The 21,189-nt window shown below is 72.8% G+C and carries 20 protein-coding genes; 12 read left to right on the plus strand and 8 right to left on the minus strand.

The window, feature by feature from the left end; all coding sequences use genetic code 11:
* Positions 1-11: 11 nt before the first annotated feature.
* Complete coding sequence (locus IH54_RS0117775) at positions 12-959, minus strand: SDR family NAD(P)-dependent oxidoreductase (protein ID WP_031517858.1); 948 nt, start codon at positions 957-959, stop codon at positions 12-14.
* A gap of 76 nt (positions 960-1,035) precedes the next feature.
* Between IH54_RS0117775 and IH54_RS0117780 the strand changes: the two genes are divergently transcribed.
* The 5 genes from IH54_RS0117780 to IH54_RS0117800 all read left to right on the plus strand — a co-directional run bounded on the left by IH54_RS0117780 (position 1,036) and on the right by IH54_RS0117800 (position 4,519).
* Positions 1,036-1,494 (plus strand): MarR family winged helix-turn-helix transcriptional regulator, encoded by a 459-nt coding sequence (locus IH54_RS0117780; RefSeq protein WP_107060187.1) that lies wholly within the window; start codon positions 1,036-1,038, stop codon positions 1,492-1,494.
* A 15-nt stretch (positions 1,495-1,509) separates the two neighbouring features.
* Positions 1,510-2,274, plus strand: coding sequence for an IclR family transcriptional regulator (locus tag IH54_RS0117785; RefSeq protein ID WP_031517863.1), 765 nt, complete (start codon positions 1,510-1,512; stop codon positions 2,272-2,274).
* 109 nt (positions 2,275-2,383) lie between these two features.
* On the plus strand, positions 2,384-3,415 hold the full coding sequence (locus tag IH54_RS0117790; RefSeq protein ID WP_031517866.1) for an aromatic ring-hydroxylating dioxygenase subunit alpha: 1,032 nt from the start codon (positions 2,384-2,386) through the stop codon (positions 3,413-3,415).
* On the plus strand, positions 3,412-3,606 hold the full coding sequence (locus IH54_RS0117795) for a hypothetical protein (protein WP_031517868.1): 195 nt from the start codon (positions 3,412-3,414) through the stop codon (positions 3,604-3,606). Before IH54_RS0117790 ends, IH54_RS0117795 begins: the two co-directional genes overlap by 4 nt.
* Positions 3,590-4,519, plus strand: a complete 930-nt coding sequence (locus tag IH54_RS0117800) for a PDR/VanB family oxidoreductase (protein WP_078862306.1) — start codon at positions 3,590-3,592, stop codon at positions 4,517-4,519. Before IH54_RS0117795 ends, IH54_RS0117800 begins: the two co-directional genes overlap by 17 nt.
* A 64-nt stretch (positions 4,520-4,583) precedes the next feature.
* On the opposite strand, the gene IH54_RS0117805 is transcribed toward IH54_RS0117800, so the two are convergent.
* The 6 genes from IH54_RS0117805 to IH54_RS0117830 all read right to left on the minus strand — a co-directional run bounded on the left by IH54_RS0117805 (position 4,584) and on the right by IH54_RS0117830 (position 9,850).
* Positions 4,584-5,786: a 4-hydroxybenzoate 3-monooxygenase gene (locus tag IH54_RS0117805; RefSeq protein WP_031517872.1), complete on the minus strand. Its 1,203-nt coding sequence runs from the start codon at positions 5,784-5,786 to the stop codon at positions 4,584-4,586.
* Complete coding sequence (gene pcaD / locus IH54_RS0117810; protein ID WP_031517874.1) at positions 5,783-6,910, minus strand: 3-oxoadipate enol-lactonase; 1,128 nt, start codon at positions 6,908-6,910, stop codon at positions 5,783-5,785. The genes IH54_RS0117805 and pcaD overlap by 4 nt, the downstream gene beginning before the upstream one ends.
* 174 nt (positions 6,911-7,084) lie before the next feature.
* Positions 7,085-7,639, minus strand: coding sequence for a protocatechuate 3,4-dioxygenase subunit alpha (pcaG, locus tag IH54_RS0117815; protein WP_031517876.1), 555 nt, complete (start codon positions 7,637-7,639; stop codon positions 7,085-7,087).
* Positions 7,636-8,373 carry a protocatechuate 3,4-dioxygenase subunit beta gene (gene pcaH, locus IH54_RS0117820; RefSeq protein WP_031517878.1) on the minus strand — a complete coding sequence of 246 codons (738 nt, stop codon included), beginning with the start codon at positions 8,371-8,373 and terminating at the stop codon, positions 7,636-7,638. The genes pcaG and pcaH overlap by 4 nt, the downstream gene beginning before the upstream one ends.
* Before the next feature lie 68 nt (positions 8,374-8,441).
* A complete protein-coding gene (locus tag IH54_RS0117825) occupies positions 8,442-9,095 on the minus strand; it encodes a CoA transferase subunit B (RefSeq protein ID WP_031517880.1) in 654 nt (217 codons plus the stop codon).
* Entirely contained in the window at positions 9,095-9,850 is a 756-nt protein-coding gene (locus tag IH54_RS0117830) for a CoA transferase subunit A (RefSeq protein WP_031517882.1), read from the minus strand. The genes IH54_RS0117825 and IH54_RS0117830 overlap by 1 nt, the downstream gene beginning before the upstream one ends.
* A gap of 150 nt (positions 9,851-10,000) precedes the next feature.
* On the opposite strand from IH54_RS0117830, the gene IH54_RS0117835 reads away from it, so the two are divergent.
* From IH54_RS0117835 to IH54_RS0117850, 4 genes are all read left to right on the plus strand, one after another.
* Complete coding sequence (locus IH54_RS0117835) at positions 10,001-11,641, plus strand: IclR family transcriptional regulator domain-containing protein (protein WP_031517884.1); 1,641 nt, start codon at positions 10,001-10,003, stop codon at positions 11,639-11,641.
* A gap of 80 nt (positions 11,642-11,721) precedes the next feature.
* Complete coding sequence (locus tag IH54_RS0117840; RefSeq protein ID WP_267965201.1) at positions 11,722-12,555, plus strand: PaaX family transcriptional regulator C-terminal domain-containing protein; 834 nt, start codon at positions 11,722-11,724, stop codon at positions 12,553-12,555.
* Between the two features lie 98 nt (positions 12,556-12,653).
* On the plus strand, positions 12,654-14,021 hold the full coding sequence (locus IH54_RS0117845) for an alpha/beta hydrolase (RefSeq protein WP_031517887.1): 1,368 nt from the start codon (positions 12,654-12,656) through the stop codon (positions 14,019-14,021).
* A gap of 15 nt (positions 14,022-14,036) precedes the next feature.
* The gene (locus IH54_RS0117850) at positions 14,037-15,614 is read left to right on the plus strand and encodes an MFS transporter (protein ID WP_031517889.1); all 1,578 of its coding nucleotides are present in this window, start codon (positions 14,037-14,039) and stop codon (positions 15,612-15,614) included.
* Between the two features lie 123 nt (positions 15,615-15,737).
* Here IH54_RS0117850 and IH54_RS0117855 read toward each other — a convergent pair whose 3' ends face one another.
* Positions 15,738-16,229: a MarR family winged helix-turn-helix transcriptional regulator gene (locus IH54_RS0117855; RefSeq protein ID WP_031517891.1), complete on the minus strand. Its 492-nt coding sequence runs from the start codon at positions 16,227-16,229 to the stop codon at positions 15,738-15,740.
* Positions 16,230-16,500: 271 nt separating this feature from the next.
* On the opposite strand from IH54_RS0117855, the gene IH54_RS0117860 reads away from it, so the two are divergent.
* The 3 genes from IH54_RS0117860 to IH54_RS0117870 all read left to right on the plus strand — a co-directional run bounded on the left by IH54_RS0117860 (position 16,501) and on the right by IH54_RS0117870 (position 21,176).
* Entirely contained in the window at positions 16,501-17,922 is a 1,422-nt protein-coding gene (locus IH54_RS0117860) for a PHB depolymerase family esterase (protein WP_031517893.1), read from the plus strand.
* Between the two features lie 355 nt (positions 17,923-18,277).
* Complete coding sequence (locus IH54_RS0117865; RefSeq protein WP_031517896.1) at positions 18,278-19,102, plus strand: SAM-dependent methyltransferase; 825 nt, start codon at positions 18,278-18,280, stop codon at positions 19,100-19,102.
* Positions 19,103-19,307: 205 nt separating this feature from the next.
* On the plus strand, positions 19,308-21,176 hold the full coding sequence (locus tag IH54_RS0117870; RefSeq protein ID WP_324607802.1) for a peptidoglycan recognition family protein: 1,869 nt from the start codon (positions 19,308-19,310) through the stop codon (positions 21,174-21,176).
* Positions 21,177-21,189: the final 13 nt, after the last annotated feature.

Here is a 21,189-nt window from a genome sequence, read left to right on the forward strand (position 1 = left end):
CCGGCCGCCTTTCACGCCTGCTCCCCCTCCGGGACGCGCGGCGCGGGGATGCCCACCGTCTGCGGCTCGCGGCCGACGGAGCCGTGCCACCCGGCGGCCAGTGTCTGCGGGGTCCAGCCGCCCTCCGCGTAGGCGACGGCGACCTCCTGCGGGTGGGACCAGAGCGTGAGCCGATCGCCGCCGATGCCGATGCACTGGCCGGTGATGTCGCGCGCGGCGTCGGAGGCGAGGAAGGGCAGCAGCGCGGCGCAGTCCTCGGGGGTGCCGAAGCCCTCTCCCTTGCGCAGGAAGTCGGGCAGCGGCTGTCCCTGCCGCAGACGTTCGACGTAGGGGGCGAAGGCGGGGATGGTCTCGGTCATGGCGGTGGCGGCCACCGGCACGATCGCGTTGACGGTGATGGCGGAGCGGGCCAGCTCCATGGACCAGGTGCGGACCATCGCGGCGATTCCCGCCTTGGCGGCGGCGTAGTTGGTCTGGCCGAAGTTCCCGCGCTGTCCCGCCGGGGAGCCGACCATGACGAGGGTGCCGCCGTCGCCCTGCTCGCGCATCCGTACGGCCGCCGCGCGGGCACAGGTGAACGTGCCGCGCAGATGGGTGCCGATGACCGCGTCGAAGTCGTCGTCGGTCATCTTCCACAGCACCCGGTCGCGCAGGATGCCGGCATTGGTGACCATCACGTCGAGGCGGCCGAACTCACTGACGGCACGGGCGACCAGGCGATCGGCGGCTTCGCTGCCGCCGACGGCGACGGCCTCGGCGGCGGCTCGGCCGCCCGCTGCGGTGATGGTCCCGGCGGCCTGCTCGGCGGCCTCGGGGTCGAGGTCGTTGACGACGACGGCGGCGCCCGCCGCGGCGAGTGCGGTGGCGTAGGCGAGGCCGAGTCCCCGTCCGCTGCCGGTGACGACGGCGACCTTGCCGGTGAGATCGGGGAAGGGGTGGGAGGTGGGTTCAGCGCTCATGCAGACAGAAACTAGGAGCAATCATTGTTACTGTCAATGATTGTTCCTGACCGTCGTTTTGGGGAATGATGCGCGTATGAGTGACGCACCCTGGATGCGCGGCCTGCACGCCGACACCGGATACCTGCTGTACCGACTGGGCCTGCGGTCCGGCAGCCTGTTCAACGCCCGCCTGGAACAGCACGGGCTGCGGCTGCGGCACTACGCCGTGCTGCGCTACCTCTCCGCCGTTGAGAACGCCAGGCAGCGGGAGTTGAGCGACCAGCTCGGCTACGACCCGAGTGCCATCGTCAGCCTCGTCGACGACCTGCAGCGGCTCCACCTGGTCGAGCGCCGTCCGGACCCGACCGACAGGCGCAACCGGATCGTCGTGCTGACGCCGGCCGGGCAGCAGCTGCTTCCGGAGAGCGAGCAGGACGGCGCCCGGGTCACCGACGACCTGCTGGCGCCCCTGGACGCGGAGGAGCGCCGGACCCTGCACGCCCTGCTGCTGCGGATCGCCGAACCGGTGGAGTCCGCAGCCGCCGGCGGGTGACGGGCCGTCCGCACCGTGCCCGGCTCCCCCTCCCCCCGGTCGGCAGCAGACCGCCTGCTCGACGTGCTCGGCGCCTTCGGGCAGGCGCACCCCACCCTGACGCTGACCGAGATCGCCCGGCGCGCCCGCCTTCCGCTGCCCACCGCGCACCGGCTGGTCGGCGTGCTCACCGGCTGGGGCGCGCTCGAACGCGCGGAGGACGGCCGCTACCAGGTGGGCCTGCGGCTGTGGGAGGTCGCCGCCCTGGCCCCCCGGGGGGTGGGCCTGCGGCAGGCGGCGATGCCCTTCCTGGAGGACCTCTACGAGAGCACCCATGAGAACGTGCAGCTCGCGGTGCGCGACGGCCTGGAGGTCGTCTACACCGAGCGCATATCGGGCCGTTCCGCCGTCGGCGTCCACAGCCGGGTCGGCGCCCGCTGGCCGCTGCACGCCACCGGCGTCGGCCTGGTGCTCCTCGCGCACGCGGACACCGCGCTGCAGGACCGCTACTGCGCGGGCGAACTGGCGGCGTTCACCCCGCACACCGTCACGGACCCGGTACGCCTGCGCCGGATGCTGGCCGACGTACGGCACACCGGGTGCGCGGTGAGCGACCGGCAGATCACCGAGGACGCGCTGTCCGTGGCCGCGCCGGTGCGCGGTCCCGGGGGCCGGGTGCTCGCCGCCGTCTCGGTCGTCGTACCGGTCACGGGCCCCCGGCCCCCCGTGCTCGTCCCCGTCGTCCGGGTGGCCGGCCGGGGCATCTCCCGGGCGCTGGGCTGGCAGCCGGAGGCGGGCTGAGCCCGGCTTCCGCCACACGGAAGTCCCGTTGCCGGCGGTCGGGCGCGGTCAGGACCCTGGTCCCCGGCGGAGCACCGGCGCTCCGCCGTAGAAGGAGGGGACTCCTGCCATGACCACGCACTCGGCCTTCGTCCGCAACCAGTGGTACGTCGCGGCCTGGGCCTCCGAGGTCGGCCGCGACCTGCTGGCCCGCACCGTCCTGGGCGAACCGCTCGCGCTGTACCGCACGCTGGAGGGCAGGGCCGTCGCCCTCGCGGACCGCTGCGTGCACCGCCGGTTCCCGCTGTCCGGGAGCCGCCTCGACGGCGACAAGGTGGTCTGCGGCTACCACGGCTTCACCTACGACACCACCGGTACCTGCGTCTTCGTTCCCGGCCAGAAGCGCGTCCCGCGCACCGCGCGGGTCAGCTCCTACCCCGTGGCCGAGGTCGACTCCTTCGTCTGGGTCTGGATCGGCGACCCGGAGGCGGCCGACCCCACCACGATCCCGCGCGCCCCGCATCTGGCGGACGAGGGCTGGGTCACCGTCACCGGCATGGAACCCGTCGACGGCGACTACGGCCTGCTCGTCGACAACCTCATGGACCTCTCGCACGAGACCTACCTGCACGGCGGCTACATCGGCACTCCGGAGGTCGCCGAGACCCCGATCACCACCGAGGTGGACGAGGAGGCAGGCATCGTCCGCGTCTCCCGGCACATGCCCGACGCCGAGTGCCCGCCCTTCTACGCGCGGTCGACCGGCATCGAGGGCCGCATCCAGCGGCTCCAGGACATCGAGTACTTCGCGCCGTGCCTCTACCTCCTGCACAGCACGATCAGCCCCACCGGGCAGGACAGCCCCCGGTTCCGCACCGAGATCACGTACGCGATCACGCCCTCGGCGCCGGGCAGGGTCTACGACTTCTGGGCCGTCTCGCGGAACTTCGCGGTCGGGGACGACGAGGTCACCACTTTCCTGCGCGACTTCAACCACACCGTGGTGATGCAGGACGTGGACGCCCTCAACCTGCTGCAGCGCTGCCTGGACAGCGAGCCCGAGGGCTACCAGGAGCTCAGCATCAACATCGACACCGGCGGCCTTGCGGCGCGGCGCATCCTGGCACGGCTGGCCGAGTCGGCAGCGCCGACCGGGCGATGAGTACGCAACGCCCGTCCCCGGGCGCCTCCGTCCTGCGCATCCGCTGGCTGCCCGGCACCGACGTCCTGCAGGGCATCTGCCACTGCGACGCCCGGCACCACTGCGAGGACCCGGTCGAGATGTGGGACTGGCTGCTCGCCCACCCCGACCACCCCACGCCTGAGGACAGCCCCGGTGAAGGAATCGCTTGACCTCGTCGTCGCCGACCGCCGTGCGGAGGCGGTCGGCGTGGTGTCCCTGACGCTCCGCCGCTCCGACGGCGGGCCCCTCCCCGACTGGCAGCCGGGTGCCCACGTGGACCTGCTGCTGGCCGAGGGGCTGGAGCGCCAGTTCTCGCTGTGCGGCCCGCCCGGCGGTGAGCAGTGGCGGATCGCCGTCCTACGGGAGGCGGACGGGCGCGGCGGCTCGGACTTCGTGCACACCTCCCTCGCGCCCGGCACCCCGGTACGGGCGCGAGGCCCGAGGAACCACTTCCCGCTGGAGCCCGCGCCGGCCCACCGCTTCGTCGCCGGCGGCATCGGCATCACCCCGATCCTCCCGATGCTGACCGCCGCCGCGGCCTCCTCCTCGGACTGGTCCCTGCTCTACGGAGGGCGCACCAGGGAGTCCATGGCCTTCGTGGCGGAACTGGCCGCACGCCATCCCGCGGAGCGCGTCACCTTCGTCACCGGCCCGCTCGACCTCGACGGCTACCTCGCGGACCTGCGGCCGGGCGAGCTCGTCTACGCGTGCGGCCCGGCGTCGCTGCTGGAAGCCGTCGAGTCCCGGGTCCCGGCGTCCGCGCTGCGTTTGGAGCGTTTCACCGCGGCAGCGGCCGACACCACCGGCGACACGCCGTTCGAGGTGGAGCTCGCCAGGTCGGGAAGGGTGCTGACGGTCCCGCCCGGGCTGAGCATCCTGCAAGCCGTCCGGCAGTCGGGCCTCGAGGTCCTCTACTCCTGCACGGAGGGCACCTGCGGCACCTGCGAGACCGACCTCCTGGCGGGCGAGGCCGACCACCGCGACAGTGTGCTCACCGAGGCGGAACGCGCCGCCGGCGAGACGCTGATGATCTGCGTCTCGCGCTGCCGCGTCCCCGGCGGACGGCTGACTCTGGACCTGTGAGGACACGGGAGCCGCGGCCCGGACCGGCTGTGCACCGGCCGGCCGGCGGCGACCGGTGCGCCGGTCAGCCCACCGGCCCGCCCACGTAGTTCTCCGCCAGTTCGGCGGCGGCGTGCGCGGAGGCCGCGACGCGGTCCAGCTGGGAGAGCTGCAGCCGGGTGTCGAAATCCGACTGTCCGGGCGCGGTGTGCAGAGTCGTCGTCATGAACCAGGAGAAGTGCTCCGCACGCCACACCCGCCGCAGGCAGGTGTCGGAGTACGCGTCCAGGCCCGCGGTGGAACCGGTCCTCGCCCACTGCTCGAAGGCGCGGGCCAGCACGATGACGTCGGCGGCGGCGAGGTTCAGCCCCTTGGCGCCGGTGGGCGGAACGATGTGCGCGGCGTCCCCCGCGAGCAGCACCCGGCCCCAGCGCATGGGCTCGGTGACGACGCTGCGCATCGGGAGGACGGACTTCTGCGTGATCGGCCCCCTGGCAAGGCTCCAGTCCCCGTCGACGGCGAAGCGGGCGTCGAGCTCGTCCCAGATCCGCTCGTCCGTCCAGGCGCCGGGGTCCGTGCCGTTGGGCACTTGCAGGTAGAGCCGGCTCACGGTCGGGGAGCGCATGCTGAGCAGTGCGAAGCCCCGTGGCGAGTGCGCGTAGACCAGCTCGTCGTTGGAGGGCGCCACGTCGGCGAGTACGCCCAGCCACGAGTACGGGTAGGCGCGTTCGAAGGTGGTCAGCGCGCCCTCCGGCGCCGCGTTGCGGGTGACGCCGTGGAAGCCGTCGCAGCCGACGACGTAGTCGCAGGCGAGGGTGTGCTCCGCCCCGCCATGGGTGTAGCGGACGAGTGGCCGGGCGGTGTCGGCACCGACCACGGCGGAGACCGGGGCGTCGAACAGCAGTGGTGCTCCGTCGCCCAGCTGGAGCCCGATGAGGTCCTTGACGACCTCGGTCTGCGCGTAGACCCAGACCCTGCGTCCGCCGGTGAGCGAGGGGAAGTCGACGCGGTGGCGGCGCCGGCCCCAGCGCAGTTCCACGCCGTCGTGGGCCAGGCCCTCGCGGTCGAGGCGTTCGGCGGCGCCGCTGGAACGCAGGGCGTCGACGGTTGCCTGTTCCAGGATGCCTGCCCGCTGGCGCTGTTCGACGTAGTCCCGGGTCCGGGATTCGAGGACCACGCAGTCGATGCCCGCCCGGTGGAGCAGCCGCGCGAGCAGGAGTCCTGCGGGGCCGGCACCCACGACGCCGACGGTGGTGCGGGCGGGGAGCGGCACGGGGGGCACGGTCATGCGGACGCCTCTTCCCCGAGGATGCGGTTGGCGATGGCGAAGGCCGTGTTGGCGGCGGGCACACCGCAGTAGACGGCGGAGTGGAGCAGGACTTCCTGGATCTCCTCGCGGCTGAGCCCGTTGTTGCGCGCGGCCCGGATGTGCATCGCCAGTTCCTCGTCGTGGCCGCGGGCGATCAGCGCGGTGATGGTGATGCAGCTGCGGGTCCGCCGGTCGAGACCGGGGCGGGTCCAGATCTCGCCCCATGCGTAACGGGTGATCAGGTCCTGGAAGGGCGCGGTGAAGGACGTCGTGGCGGCCGTGGCGCGCTCCACGTGGGCGTCCCCCAGCACCGCGCGGCGGACGGCGGCGCCGCGGGTGGCGGCGTTCTGGCCCAGGTGGTCGAGCAGCGCGTGCAGTACCCGCTGCGGCTGCTGCACGGGGGCGAGGTGGGCGGCGCCGTTGATCTCCACGAGGCTGGATCCATCGATGCCGTCGGCCAGTTCGCGGGCGTGCACCGGCGGCGTGGCGGTGTCCTGGCGTCCTGCGACGACAAGGGTCGGTGCCTGGATACGCGCGAGTTCGCCGCGCAGGTCGAAGGCCGCGAGGGCGTCGCAGCAGTCGGCGTAGCCCTTCGGGTCCACGGTCCGGTGGTCCGCGACCAGGGCGCGGGCGGTGTCCGTGGCCTCGAACCCCGGGGTGAACCAGCGGCCGGCGGCGGTGGCGGCGAGGCCGTCCACGCCTTCCTCGCGCACCCGCCGGGCGCGTTCCCGCCACGCTTCGGGCTCGCCGAACCTCGCCGAGGAGCAGACGAGGGCGAGCGATTCGACCCGCTCGGGACGGTGGACGGCGAGCCATGTGCCGACGGCGCCGCCGAGCGAGACCCCCGCGTAGGCGAAGGTCCGCACGCCCAGGGAGTCGGCGAGTTCGAGCACGAGCGCGGCGATGCCCGCCACGGTCGGTTCCCGCAGCAGCGCGGCCGGGGTGCCGCCGTGCCCGGGGAGGTCGTAGCGGACCACGCGGCGCCCGCGGGCGAGGGCGGCGACCTGCGCATCCCACAGCCGCACGCCGGTGCCGAGGGAGGGACCGAGGATGAGGACCGGGGCGTCCGCGCGGCCGTCGGTGATGTGGTGCACAGGCGTCATCGGTTCCCCCTGGGGTGCTGGGCCCGCGCGGTGCGCAGGACGCGGTCGGTCGGTTCGGCCGCCGCTCCCACGTACCGCGCGGGGTGGGGCGGTTCGCCCGGTTCGTCGCGATCGAGCGGGCCGCCGAGGTCCGCGCGGTCCGCGCTCTCCGGGCCGCACGAGGGATCGGTGGAATCAGCGGAAGGCAAGGAAGACCGTCTCCTCCGCGCTGCCTCCCTGGATCCTGATGTCGAAACGGTGGACGCCCTCGCTCTCCTCACGGGCGACCAGCGTCGCCCGCCGCTCCTCGGGCAGTGCGGCCAGCAGGGCGTCGTCCTCGTGGCCCGGCAGATAGGCGCGGGTGTGGAGGTGGTGCAGCAGCCCGCGGGCGAAGACGATGACCGAGAGGTAGGGCGCGTCCTCCGGCGGGGGGAGGGTGCGCACGACGTAGTGGCCGTCGGCGTCGGTGGGCACCCGTCCGAAGCCGGTGAAGACGAGGCCGTCGCGGCCGATGACGGCTCCGTCGACGGGATCCCGGCGCAGCGAGCCGGGGGCCCCCGTCCGCCGGCCGTCCGGTCCGGCCTGCCAGAACTCCAGCAGCGCGTCGGGGATCGGGGCTCCCTCCCCGTCACGGACCACACCGTGGACGGTGACGGCGCGGGGGTCGCGGACGGGGGCGATCTCGCCGCCCTTGGCGAAGGGCAGCGCGTAGCCGTAGAACGGGCCCACGGTCTGGGACGGCGTGATCACTGGTCCTCCCCTTCCGTCCAGGTGGCCGACGGCCCGTCGAGCACGATGTCCCACCGGTAGCCGAGGGAGAACTCGGGCTCGGACAGGTCGTGGACGTACTCGGCGACGAGCCGGTCCCGCGCGGCCTCGTCCGTGACGGACCTCAGGATCGGGTCGTGGCGGAAGAGCGGGTCGCCGGGGAAGTACATCTGGGTGACCAGGCGCTGGGTGAAGGCCGCCCCGAACAGGGAGAAGTGGATGTGCGCGGGCCGCCAGGCGTTGAGGTGGTTGCGCCACGGGTAGGCGCCGGGTCTGACGGTGGTGAACCGGTAGCCGCCCCGGTCGTCGGTGAGGCAGCGTCCCACTCCGGTGAAGTTCGGGTCCAGCGGTGCGGTGTGCTGGTCTCGCCGGTGGGCGTAGCGGCCGGAGGCGTTGGCCTGCCATATCTCGACCAGCTGCCCGCGTACGGGGCGGCCCCGGCGGTCGAGTACCCGCCCGCTCACGGTGATGCGCTCCCCCAGCGGCTCGCCCGCATGGTGGCGGGTCAGGTCGGCGTCGAGTTCGGTGACGTCGCTCACGCCGAAGACGGGGCCGGTCAGTTCCACGGCCTCCGGGTCGTCGACGACCACGAGCGGCTGCGTGGGGTGGCGCAGCACGCTGCTGCGGTAGGGGGCGTAGTCGCGTGCGGGGTGGGGGCCGCCTGCGCCGGGGAGGGCGGCCATCTCCGCGTCGACGGTCTGCTGGTCGAGTGCCATGCCTGATTCCTTGGGTGTCAGCGCTCCCGGACGGGGGCCGGTGGTCGAGACGGCGCGGACCGCGGCGCTCACAGCACGGCCCCCGTCGCCTCGTGGACGCCGAGCCTCGCGCCGGTGCGATCGCGGACTTCGTCCAGGCCGACGCCCGGGGCGAGTTCGGCCAGGCGCAGCCCGCCGGATGTGACGTCGAGGACGCCGAGATCGGTGACGATGCGCTGGACGCAGGCCTTGCCGGTGAGCGGCAGGGTGCAGTCGGCGACGATCTTCGGGCTTCCGTCCCTGGCGTTGTGCTCCATCACCACGATGACCTTGCGGGCGCCGTGCACGAGGTCCATCGCACCGCCCATGCCTTTGATCATCTTGCCGGGGACGGCCCAGTTCGCCAGGTCGCCGTGCTCGGAGACCTGCATGGCGCCGAGGACGGCGACATCGATGTGGCCGCCGCGGATCATGCCGAAGGAGAGCGCGGAGTCGAAGAACGCGGCGCCGGGGGCGACGGTGACGGTCTCCTTGCCCGCGTTGATCAGGTCGGGGTCGACCCGGTCCTCGGACGGGTAGGGGCCGACGCCGAGTATGCCGTTCTCCGAGTGGAGTACGACGTCGACGCCCTCGGGCAGGAAGTTGGGGATCAGCGTCGGCAGGCCGATACCGAGGTTGACGTAGGAGCCGTCCGGGAGTTCGCGTGCCGCCCGGGCGGCCATCTCGTTGCGGGTCCAGGGCATCAGGGGCTCACCGTGCGCTTCTCGATCCGCTTGTCGGCCGCCTGGGCGGGGGTCAGTTCGACCACGCGCTGGACGAAGACACCGGGCACGTGCACCTGGTCGGGGTCGATCTCGCCGGGTTCCACGAGCTGTTCGACCTCGGCGACGGTGATCCGCCCCGCCATGGCGGCAAGGGGGTTGAAATTGCGGGCGGCCTTGTTGAGGACCAGGTTGCCGTGCCGGTCGCCCCTGGCGGCCCTGACGAGGGCGAAGTCGGTGGTGATGCCGCGTTCGAGTACGTACTCGCGGCCGTCGTAGACCCGTACCTCCTTGGCGGGCGAGGCCACGGCCACGGACCCGTCGGGGGCGTAGCGCCACGGCATGCCGCCGTCGGCCACCAGGGTGCCGACGCCGGCCGGGGTGAAGAAGGCGGGGATGCCCGCTCCCCCCGCACGCAGCCGCTCGGCGAGGCTGCCCTGCGGGGTCAGCTCCAGCTCCAGTTCACCGGACAGGTACCGGCGGGCGAACTCCTCGTTCTGGCCGACGTAGGAACCGGTGACCCGGACGATCCGGCCCGCCGCGAGCAGGATCCCGAGCCCGCCGCCGTCCACCCCGCAGTTGTTGGACACCACGCTCAGCCGGCCGGCCCCCTGCCGGAACAGCGCCTCGATCAGTACGTCGGGCACACCGCTGAGTCCGAAGCCGCCCACGGCCAGCGAGGAGCCGTCGCCGATGTCGGCCACCGCCTCCTGGGCCGAACGAACCACTTTGTCCATGTGCTCATCCGCTCACTTGTGTTCGCCTGATGAACTATCGTTCGCCATTGGTGGGGGGAGTTTCTGCCCGCGTCCCACCGGTTGTCAACAGAAGGCCGGCCGCGACCCAGCGGGTACGGTGTGCCGCAGCCCGTCGTCCGAGGAGGTCAGATGCCGTCCACCGGCAGCGCCGGCGTCTGCGTCGGCCCACTGGAGCGCGGCCTGGCCGTGCTCCTCGTGCTGGCGCGGGCACCGGGTGGACGGCTGCGCGCGAGCGAGGTGGCCAGGCTGACCGGACTGGCCCGCTCCCCCGTGGACCGCATCGCCACCACGCTGGCCAGACTCGGCCATCTCCGCACGGAGGAGCGCGAACTCGTCCTCGCGCCGGGGCTGATGGCCCTCGGCGCGGCCTACCTGCGGGCGTGCCGCATTCCGGCCGCCCTCGGCCCGCCGGCCGCCGCGCTGGCGGAGGAGCTGGACGAGTCGGTCTCCCTCGCCGTACCGGACGGCGACGCCGTGCGCTTCGTGGTGCAGAACACCCGGCGCCGAACGCTCTCCGTCTCGTTCGGGGTCGGGGACGTGCTGCCCGCCGAGCGGTGCGCGCCGGGCGCGCTCTTCGCCGCCGACTGGGGGCCGCAGGAGTGGGCGGTCTGGCGGGAGCGGGCGGCGGCCGATCCTCGGGACGACGGCTTCCCCGCGGTTCCGCCGCTTTCGGGGTCCCGTCCCGGTGAGGGCCGGTTCTCCGCGCTGGCCGCGGCCGCCGCGGCCCAGGGCTGGGCGGTGGACGACCAGCTGATCGAGCCCGGCCTGGTGGCCGTGGCCGTGCCGGTCCGCGATCCCGGCGGCAGGGTCGTGTGCGCGCTGAGCGTCGTCAGCCATACGAGCCGGCACTCCGCCGAGGGCCTGCGGACGTTCGCGCTGGACGCGATGCACCGTACGGCCGGCCGGATGACGGCCGCCCTCGGGTCGGCGCCCGCCGACCCGAGGGCGACGACCGCGGCCGACAGCACTGCCGACGCCAAACGGGAGCTGGGCCCGGAGTACCTCCAGTCCCTCGCCCGCGGACTCGCCGTACTGGGCTGTCTCGGCGAGGTCCCCGGGGGGATGGCGCTCGCCGCGGTGGCCCGGTCCACAGGACTGCCCAGAGCCACCGCCCGCCGCTCGCTGCTCACGCTCGAGCAACTCGGCTACGTGGCCTCGGACAAGGGGCTGTTCACCCCCCTGCCCCGGGTGCTCGACCTGGGTTACCGGCTGCTGTCCGGCCTCTCCCTCGGGGAGATCGCCGCCCCGCACCTGGCGGCGCTGGTGGAGCAGGTGCACGAGTCCGCCTCCGTGGCGGTCCTCGACGGGACGGACATCCGCTACGTCGGCCGGGTGGCGTCACACCGGATCATGAGCGTCACCATCACCCTGGGAACCCGGTTCCCCGCACACGCGACCTCGATGGGCCGGGTGCTGCTTGCCGGTCTGCCCCCGGCCGACCGGGCGCGGTGGCTCTCCGGGGCGGACCTCGAACGGCTCACCCGCTTCACGCTGACGGACCGCGACCGTCTGGCGGCGGTGCTCGACCGCACCGCCGACGACGGATACGCGCTGGTGGACCAGGAGTTGGAGGAGGGGCTGCGCTCGGTGGCCGTGCCGGTGCGGGACCGCGAAGGGTCGGTCGTCGCTGCGGCGAACGTCTCGCTGCACGCCGGGCGCACCTCCGCCGAGGAGGCCAGGACGAACATCCTGCCCGCGCTGCGCGAGGCCGCCGCACGCATCGGCGCCGACCTCGCGATGGTGAGCGGGGGCAGGCTCCGCGCCCCCTGAAGACCGTCTGATTCGAGACGGCCGTCACAGAAACGTCGCGCATTGCCCCGCGCACCCTTCCACAGCTCTACGCTGTGCCCGTGACCAGTGCCGACACCCCTCTCGACGCGCCCGAGCCGCGCACCCAGTCCCTGATGCTGTCCTTCTTCGGCATCCATCTGCTCGGGCGGCCGTCGGCGGTCTCCTCCGGCAGCGTGATCGCCGTGCTCGAAGAGGTCGGCGTCAGCGAGGAAGCGGTGCGCACGACGCTCAACCGCATGGTCAAGCGGGGCATGCTGGAACGCCACCGGCAGGGCCGCAGGACGTACTTCGGGCTCACCGCGCACGCGGCCCAGGTACTGACGGACGGCCGCGACCGGGTGTGGCGCACGGGCGCGGTCAACCGCGACTGGGACGGGCAGTGGACCATGGTCGGCTTCTCGCTCCCCGAGGCCTGGCGCCGGGAGCGCCACGACCTGCGCTCCCGGCTGATCTGGGCGGGCTTCGGCCCGCTGCAGAACGGGCTGTGGGTGGCCGCGGCGCCGGTCGACGTGCGCGAGGCGGTGTCGGGGCTCGGCCTCGAGGCGTACCTGCGGGTTTTCCGGGCCACCGTGGCGTCGCCGACCGAGGTCCGCGAGGTGCTGGAGCAGGCCTTCGACATCGCCGCGATCGGCGCCCGCTACCGGTCCTTCCTCGACCGCTGGGACCGCACGGACCCGGTGCCGGGCACCCCGAGCGAGCTGGCCGGCCAACTGCTGCTGCACACGGACTGGTTGGGGCTGGTGCGCCAGGACCCGCACCTGCCCGCGGAACACCTGCCCGCGGACTGGCCCGCCGCACGGGCCGAGGCGGTCTTCCGCGGCCTCGCCCGGCGCTGGGAGCGGCCGGCCGCGCAGGCCGCCGCGCAGTTGCTCGACACGCTCGACCTCGGCTGACCAATCCTTGTCACTCCATTGACGGCAGTCATCAGGCAGACCTACATTCATCGCACTTCGGCACCCGGCACCCACCCCACCCACCATGTGGAGTCCTCATGCCCCGACTGCCTTCCCGTGCGCTTGTCGCGGGCTGCGCGGCCCTCCTGCTCTCGCTCACCGCCACGGCAACCGCGGCCCACGCGGCGGCCGGCACCCCCCGGTCCGACGCCCAGCTGTCCGGCACTCTCGCCGACGGTGCCGTCTGGACCGCGGACGTGCCTGCGGACTGGAACGGCACCGTCCTGCTCTTCAGCCACGGCTTCGGTTCGCTCGCTCCCGCCGACGCCCCGAGCGACGCGGCCAAGGCGGAGCTGCTGGCCGAGGGCGACGCCCTCGTCGGCTCCTCCTACGACCCGCACGGCTCGCTGTGGGCGCTGGACTCCGCCGAACGGGACCAGTTCGCGACGCTCGACGCGTTCAGGACGCGGATCGGTGAGCCGAGGAGGGTCATCTCGGTCGGCCAGTCGATGGGCGGCCTGATCAACGCCCAGCTGGCCCGGGACGGCGCGGGGCGGATCGACGGCGCACTCAACCTGTGCGGCCTCGTCTCGGGCGGCGTCGACCTCGACAACTACCAGTTGGACGCCGAGTACACGCTGGCCGCCCTGTTCGACCCCGCCGACGTCGACCGCCTGGTCGACCTCAGCAGCGCGGACGAGGCCAACGCCCTCGCCGGCCGGCTCACCGCCGCGGTCACCGCCGCTCAGCAGACCGCCTCGGGGCGCGCCAGGATCGCCCTGGCCGCGGCCTACCTCAACCTCGCCGACTGGGCACCGGGCGAGTCCGCCCCCGGCGCCACCGACTACGCGGGCCAGGAGGAGCAGCAGTACGAGTGGATCGCCCAAGGCCTGCTGTACTTCCTCGTCCCGGCCCGCCTGTCGGTCGAGCAGTCCGCCGGCGGCAACACCTCGTGGAACAAGGGCGTCGACTACGCCGCGCTGCTGCACGGGTCCGCCCATGCCCCGCAGGTCGCGGCGCTGTACCGGGCGGCCGGGCTCGACCTGCACGCCGACCTCGCCGCGCTGACCCGGGGCGCGCACACCGCCGCCGACCCGGCGGCCGTCAAGAACCTGGAGCGGACGTCGACCGCCGGCCAGGGGCTGGCCGTTCCGCTGCTCGACGTGCACACGACCGCAGACCAGCTCGTTCCCGTCGAGCAGGAGGCCGCCTTCGCCGAGCGGCTGCGCAAGGCCGGCGACTCGAACCTGCTGCGTCAGGCCTATGTGGCCCGGCAGGGCCACTGCAACTTCACCACCGCCGAGACGGTCGCCTCGCTGCACGCGCTGGAGCAGCGGCTGGACACCGGGCGCTGGGGCAGCGCGACCACGCCTGAACGCCTCCAGCGCAGCGCCACCGGGCTGGACCTCGACGGCGCCGCCTTCGTCCGCTACCGCCCTGACGCCCTCTCCGGCGTCCGGCGCTGATCCCAGGAGCGCACAGTGTCAACGACGACCGACGCCGCATCCAAGACCTCCACCTCGGGCCCCGGCCTCAGCACCGGCACCCTGGTCGCCGGGCTGCTGGCGGTCTGCCTGGCCCAGATCGGCCTGGCCATACCGGCCACCCTCAACGGGCTCTTCCAGAGCGACCTGCATCCGGTCGGCTCCCAGCTGACCTGGATCTCGGACGCCTTCCTGCTCCCCGTCGCCGTGCTGGAACTGACCTTCGGGCTGCTGGGCGACCTGTTCGGGCGCAAGCGGCTGCTGGTCGGCGGCGCCGCGCTGCTCGCCGTGGGCGAGCTGGTCAGCACCACGTCCGACGGAATCCACCAGCTGTGGGTCGGGCAGGCGCTCGCCGGGCTCGGCGCCGCGGCGCTCTTCCCGACGTCACTGGCGATCCTCGCCGCGGGCGCGACCTCGCACACCCAGCGCGCCAGGGTCATCGCCCTGTGGGCGGCGTTCCTGTCCACCGGCGGTTTCCTCGCCCCGCTGCTCGGCGGCATCACCGCGACCTACGGCTCGTGGCGCTGGTCCTTCGTCGTCGTCATGGCGATCGGGGCGGTCAGCGCCGCGGTCAGCGCCCGCTTCGCCGTCAACTCCCGTGCACCTGAGGGCCGTTCCCTGGACCCGGCAGGCCAGGTCACCATCGGCCTCGGGCTGTTCGCCCTGCTCTACGCCATCATCCAGGGCCCGGAGGACGGCTGGGGCTCCCCGTCGATCGTCGTCGCCTTCGTGCTGGCGGCCGTGTTCCTGGTGGCCTTCGTGTTCGCCGAGCTGCGCGTCAGATCCCCCCTTCTGCGGCTGGACCTGTTCCGCAACCGGTCCTTCGCGGTGGCCTCCGTGGTGGCCGTGGTCGGCATGTTCGGCTTCCTCGGCACCGCCTACGCGGTCAGTATCCGGTTGGGCCCGGTCCAGGACCAGAAGCCGATGCGCACCGCCATGGCGTTCCTGCTGCTCAACGGCATAGCCCTGGTGGTGCTGCCGCTGACGGAGCGACTGCTGAGAACGGTGGCGCCGCGACTGCTGCTGGTCTCGGGCCTGGCCCTGATGGCGGCGGGCGACTACTGGGCGGCCACGCTCCCGATCACCGACCGGGCCTTCGGCTCGCTGATCGTGCCGCTGGGGCTGGTCGGCCTGGGCTTCGCCATCACCGTCTCGTCGATCACCGCCACCGCCGTCAACACCGTGCCGACCCGGCTCGCCGGTATGGCGAGCGCGACGACGAACCTGCTGCGCGACTTCGGCTTCACCCTCGGCCCCGCCGTCATCGGCGCGGTCGCCCTGAGCCGCGCCTCGCACAGCTTCTCCTCCTCGCTCCACGGCTCCGCGCTCCCCGACGCGCTCAAGGGCGCGGGGTCCGAAGTGCTGGCGGAGGGCGGCCCGCTCGCGGTCAACGGTGCCTCCGCGGCCTCTCCGAAGCTGTCCGACCTGCACCCGCTGGCCCTGGACTCCCTCGGCCACGGGTACGCGATCGGCTTCGTGGTCTGCGGCTCGGCGGCGCTCTTCTCCGCGCTGCTCGCAGTGGTCGCCCTGCGCGGCCGGTCGGCCTCCGAGGAGGAGGCGGAGGTCCTCGACTGACCGCGGACCGGAACACCGTGCGCGGAGCGGTACGCCCGCCGGGTGGCCGCAGTCGCCCGGCAGACGCCTGCCCGTCCGCGCTCACAGCCGCGGGCGGGCGGCCGGGCACCTGCTGCCCGACGGCTACGGCAGGTCCGCCGTGCCTTCCGGGCCCGGCTCGGGATGCAGGGCCAGCGCGCACTCGGCCAGGTTGTCGGCGAGCGTCTTCCGGTTCTGCTCGTCCAGCGCGGCGAGCATGACCTGTTCGATCTCGTCGAGTGCACGGTCGCAGCGTCGCAGCGTCGCCAGGCCGGCACGGGTGAGGCGCACCCGCAGTATGCGGCCGCCCCGCGGGTCCGGTCGGCGCACCACCAGGCCGCGGCGTTCGAGGTCGCGGACGACCAGGTTCATCGCCTGCGCGCTGACGAACGCGATGCGCGCAAGCTGCGCCGAGGACGGCCCGTCGCGCAAGCGCAGTTCGCTCAGTGCCATGTACCCGGTTGTGGTGACCCCGTGCCGGGCGAGTGCGTCGTCCAGGTGCCCGCGGATACGCCGCTCCAGCCGGAACACCAGATAGCTCAGGCGCGGGGCCGCCGCCCCGTGGCGAGCGGCTTCGCCGGCGCGTGGTGTGGTCACGGCCGAACGATACCTGCCCGCTGCCCGCCGGGCGGCGAAACCCATCCCGGGCAGCTGTCAAGCCACTTGACAACAAGGGACTTGATATCAAGGCGCTTGATAACAACTAGCTTGACACTCTGGCGCAAAACTCCTCTACGCACCGCTGATCATCCGCACCATGACGTCCCAAGCATTGACGTTGCGTCAGCCGAGCAGCATTCTTCCCCTGACGGATGCCGACGCGCTGGGACTCACCGCGGCATCCCGGTCCCCCCACACAGGAGAAACCATGAGACGGATCTCGAAGGCGCTGGCCGCCGTCTGCGCCGCAGCCGCGTTCACAGCATTGAGCCTGTTCATCGGGCTCACCTCCCCGGCCTCCGCGGCGGGCCTGACCCAGGTGACCAATTTCGGGGCCAACCCCGGCGGCGCACAGATGTACGTCTACGTGCCCGACACGCATCCGGCCAATCCGGCGATCCTGCTGGCCCTGCACGGCTGCGGCGGCACGGGGCCGGGCTTCTACTCCGGCAGCGAGTTCGCCTCCCTGGCCGACCGGTACGGCTTCATCGTCATCTACCCCAGCGCCCAGCAGGAGGCCGGGTTCGGCAAGTGCTGGGACACCTGGTCGTCCGCGGCCAAGGTGCGGGGCGGCGGGAGCGACCCGGTCTCCCTCGTGTCGATGATCACCTATGCCGAGCAGACCTACCACGGCGACGCCAACCGGGTCTACGTCACCGGCTCGTCGTCGGGCGGCATGATGACCGACGAGATGCTCGCCCTGTATCCGGACGTGTTCAAGGCCGGGGCTGCCTACATGGGCGTGCCGTTCAACTGCTTCGCCAGCGCCGCCGACTACCCTCCGGGCACGAGCAAGTGCACCGGCGGCAACATGGTCCGCACCCCGCAGGAGTGGGGCGACGCGGTCCGGGCGGCCGACCCCGGCTTCAACGGCCAGCGCCCGCCGCTCCAGCTGTGGCACGGCACCGCCGACACGCTCGTGCCTTACCAGCTGTTGCAGGAAGACATCAAGCAGTGGACCAACGTCTTCGGGCTCAGCCAGACGCCCACCTCCACCGACACCCCGCAGTCCGGCTGGAACCGCAGCACCTTCGCCGATTCCTCGGGCAAGGTCCACATCGAGGCGTACAGCATCCAGGGCGCCGGCCACGTACTGCCCCAGACCGGCATGGCCGCCTACGCGATCCACTTCTTCGGGCTCGACGGCACGACCGGCACGACCGGCGGCACGTCGACGGGCACGTCGACCGGCACATCGACCGGCACGAGCACGGGCACGTCCACCGGCACCACGTCGGGCACGTCGAGCGGTACGTCGTCGGGCACCACGTCCGGGACGACGTCGGGTACGAGCACGGGCACGTCGACGGGTTCGACCGGGGGTAACACCGGTCAGGGCTGCACGGCCACGTACAAGACGGTCAACTCGTGGCCGGGCGGCTTCCAGTCGGAGGTCACCGTGACCAACTCCGGCAGCTCGGCGATCTCCGGCTGGAAGGTCTCGTGGACCGAGCCCTCCGGCAGCGCGATCACCCAGATGTGGAACGCGGTCAACAGCGGCACCTCCGGCGCGATCACCGCGACCAACGCCTCCTTCAACGGCGCCCTCGGCGCGGGAGCCGGCACCACCTTCGGCTTCACCGGCAGCGGCTCAGCGCCCAGCCCCACCCTGGCCTGCACCGCGAGCTGACGCCCACCCCGCCGGTGCGGACGGCTACCGCACCGGCGGCGCGAATGCGCACCACCGGCGGCACGAGCCGGAACAGCAGGGCCGCCGTGACCAGCACGGCAGAGGGAGCGGCAGGCCGAACCGGCCTGCCGCTCCCGGCCGTCTGCTCAACTCGATCCTGCAGGCCCGCCCCGGGCCCGCGGCACCACAGAGGAACGCGTCCTCCGCCGAATCGACGCGACGAGCTGCACCGTGCGCCGAGCGCGTGACAGACTGCTCAACGGCCCCCAGGTACGCACGAACTGCCACCGATCAGCAGACCGATCAGCAGCATGCCGAGGGCTCGCACCGTGGCGAGACCGCCAGGAACCGGAGGATGGCGTTGACCGACCAGGGCTTCCCTGTCGCCGAGATCGACACGAGCAGGCCGCACCCTGCCCGGATGTACGACTACTACCTGGGCGGCAAGGACAACTACGCGGTCGACCGCGACGCCGCCCAGCGGGTGATCGACCTGGTCCCGGACATCGTGCCCATGGCCCAGGCCAACCGGGCTTTCATGCACCGCGCCGTGCGGTTCCTGGCGGAGAGCGGCATCCGGCAGATCATCGACATCGGCACCGGCATCCCCACCGCCCCGAACACCCATCAGGTTGCACACGAGGTCTCGCCGGACGTGCGGATCGCGTACGTCGACAACGACCCGATCGTCGCCACGCACGCCGGCGCGTATCTGCTGGACTCGGGCAACACCGGCTTCCTCCTGGGCGACCTGCGGGAGCCGGAGAGCATCCTGGGGCACCCGACCATCGACAAGCTCATCGACTTCGACCAGCCGGTCGGGCTGATGCTCGTCGCCATCCTGCACTTCGTCAGGGACGACGAGGATCCGGCCGGGCTCGTCGCCGCCTACCGGGACGCCCTGCCCAAGGGCAGCTACCTGGTCCTCAGCCACGGCACGAACGACTTCCACCGGACGAACCCGGGGTCGTCGCAGGCCCGTGACGTCTACCGCGACAGGGGCGCCACCGCCACCTTGAACCTGCGGTCCCACGACGAGGTTCTCGGCTTCTTCGGGGATCTGGACCTGGTCGACCCCGGCCTGGTCCAGCCGCCCCTGTGGCGCCCCGACGCAGCGCAGCCGACCGGGGAAGAACTGGCCCACATCGGCTTCTACAGCGGCGTCGGCATCAAGCGCTGAGGCCAAGGGCCCGGCGCGGCGTCACCGCCGTCGACCGCGAACGACCGGTACCGGCAGCACGGTGATCGGGTGCAACAGCAGTGACGATCGACTCGTGGCTGGCGTTCGGTCACTATGGGGCGGTCGAAAGGGCAGCGCACATGGGCGGAGGCTGAGGACCGTGGGTCGAAGGCGGATAGCGCGGCGGGGACTTGCGACATGCGTCGTGGGCGCGACGCTGGTCGTCATGGGGTGCGTGACGGCGCCGGACGCGTCGGCCGGCGCGGCGCCGGGTGCCGCAGGCGAGCAGCGGGACTTCGCCTACGCCGCGCACGAGTCCGGGGTGCCGGAGCCGGTGGTGGCGGCGGTCGCGTACCAGGAGTCCGGGTGGGACGTCCACCAGGGCCACAACACCGGCGGCGGATACGGCCCGATGAGCCTGACGGACGTGACGCCGTCGATGCTCGCGGCCGGTGCGGCCGGTGCGGCGGGCCGCTCGGACCAGGCGTCGCCGGCGTCCGACCCGTCGCTGCACACGCTGACCATCGCGGCCGCGCTCGTCGGCCTGCCGGCGCAGCGGGTGCGGACCGACCGGCGGTCCAACATCCGCGCCGCGGCAGCGCTCCTGGCGTCGTACGAGCGGAAGCTGCGCGGGAGCACACCGCAGGACCCGGCACAGTGGTACGCCGCCGTGGCCCGGTACAGCGGCTCCTCCGACCAGGCGGCCGCCACGCGCTTCGCGGACCGCGTGTTCGCCACGATGCGGGCGGGCGCCGAGCGCACCACCGCCGACGGCCAGCACGTGCGGCTCGCGCCCGTGCGCGCGCTGCTCGCGGACACCACCGGCCTCGCGTCCCTGCGACTGGAGCAGACCGCGTCCGCCGGCACCGACTGCCCGCCGGACCTCGACTGCCGGTCGGCGCCCGCGGCGACGACCAACTACCAGGTCGCGAACCGCCCGTCCGACGGGATGACGATCGACTACATCGTCATCCACGACACCGAGTCGTCGTACGAGTCCGCCGTCAACAGCTTCCAGAACCCGGCGAACAGGGCCGCGGCCAACTACGTCATGCGCGCCTCCGACGGCGCGGTGACGCTGTCCGTGGCCGACAAGGACCTGGCGTTCCACGCGGGCAACTACTGGTTCAACATGCACTCGATCGGCATCGAGCACGAGGGCTTCGCGGCCCACGGAGCCACCTGGTACACCCAGGTCCAGTACGAGAACACGGCCGACCTGGTCACGTACCTGGCCGAGAAGTACCACATCAGGCTCGACCGCGAGCACATCATCGGCCACGACAACGTCCCGGGCCCGGTGGACTCCTCGGTCTCCGGGATGCACTGGGACCCGGGACCGTACTGGGACTGGAACCGGTTCATGGCCATGCTGGGCGCGCCGACCTCCGAGGGCCGGCACGGCGTGGGCCCGGTCGGCACCGCGGTGACGATCGCACCGCGCTTCGCGTCCAACGACCAGACGGTGCGGGTGTGCCCGGCGGACGACCCGACCGGCGCGACGCCCGCGTGCACGGACCGGACCGAGCCGTCGAACTTCCTCTACGTGCGGACCGCGCCGAGTGCGAGCGCACCGCTCGCGGCCGACCCCTACGTGCACGCCGGCGGCTCCCCCGGCACCGACGAGATCAACGACTGGAGCGCCACCGTGTCGGCGGGCCAGCAGTTCGTCGTCGCCGGCCGGCAGGGCGAGTGGACAGCCGTCTGGTACGGCGGGCAGAAGGTCTGGTTCGACAACCCGCACGGCATGAACACCGTTCGGGCCCGGCACGTGAAGATCCTCACGACCGCCGGCGACACCGCCGCCCGGGTGTACGGCGAGGCCTACCCCGACCCGTCCGAATACCCGGCGGGCCTCTCCCCGGACTCCGCTCCGGCGTTCACCCGCTACACCTTCCCCGCGGGACAGGAATACGTGGCGACGGACCGGCCGGCCCACCGCGACGACTTCTACCCCGCGAACGGCACCACTCGCCCCACCGAGACCTACATCCAGGGCGCCGGCACGATGTACACGATCCAGTACAACCACCGCCTCGCCCTGGTCGACACCACCGACGTCCACCGCGCCTGATCCCCGCCTTTCG

It is taken from the genome of Streptomyces sp. NRRL F-5123 (genome assembly GCF_000721495.1).
Lineage (GTDB): Bacteria > Actinomycetota > Actinomycetes > Streptomycetales > Streptomycetaceae > Actinacidiphila.

Coding starts and splice junctions, on each gene's coding strand:
- IH54_RS0117860 (WP_031517893.1), top strand. CDS start 16,501: ATGAGACGGATCTCGAAGGCGCTGGCCGCCGTCTGCGCCGCAGCCGCG.
- pcaH (WP_031517878.1), bottom strand. CDS start 8,373: ATGGCACTCGACCAGCAGACCGTCGACGCGGAGATGGCCGCCCTCCCC.
- pcaD (WP_031517874.1), bottom strand. CDS start 6,910: ATGACGCCTGTGCACCACATCACCGACGGCCGCGCGGACGCCCCGGTC.
- IH54_RS0117780 (WP_107060187.1), top strand. CDS start 1,036: ATGAGTGACGCACCCTGGATGCGCGGCCTGCACGCCGACACCGGATAC.
- IH54_RS0117805 (WP_031517872.1), bottom strand. CDS start 5,786: ATGACCGTGCCCCCCGTGCCGCTCCCCGCCCGCACCACCGTCGGCGTC.
- IH54_RS0117775 (WP_031517858.1), bottom strand. CDS start 959: ATGAGCGCTGAACCCACCTCCCACCCCTTCCCCGATCTCACCGGCAAG.
- IH54_RS0117795 (WP_031517868.1), top strand. CDS start 3,412: ATGAGTACGCAACGCCCGTCCCCGGGCGCCTCCGTCCTGCGCATCCGC.
- IH54_RS0117790 (WP_031517866.1), top strand. CDS start 2,384: ATGACCACGCACTCGGCCTTCGTCCGCAACCAGTGGTACGTCGCGGCC.
- IH54_RS0117835 (WP_031517884.1), top strand. CDS start 10,001: ATGCCGTCCACCGGCAGCGCCGGCGTCTGCGTCGGCCCACTGGAGCGC.
- IH54_RS0117845 (WP_031517887.1), top strand. CDS start 12,654: ATGCCCCGACTGCCTTCCCGTGCGCTTGTCGCGGGCTGCGCGGCCCTC.
- IH54_RS0117830 (WP_031517882.1), bottom strand. CDS start 9,850: ATGGACAAAGTGGTTCGTTCGGCCCAGGAGGCGGTGGCCGACATCGGC.
- IH54_RS0117865 (WP_031517896.1), top strand. CDS start 18,278: ATGGCGTTGACCGACCAGGGCTTCCCTGTCGCCGAGATCGACACGAGC.
- IH54_RS0117825 (WP_031517880.1), bottom strand. CDS start 9,095: ATGCCCTGGACCCGCAACGAGATGGCCGCCCGGGCGGCACGCGAACTC.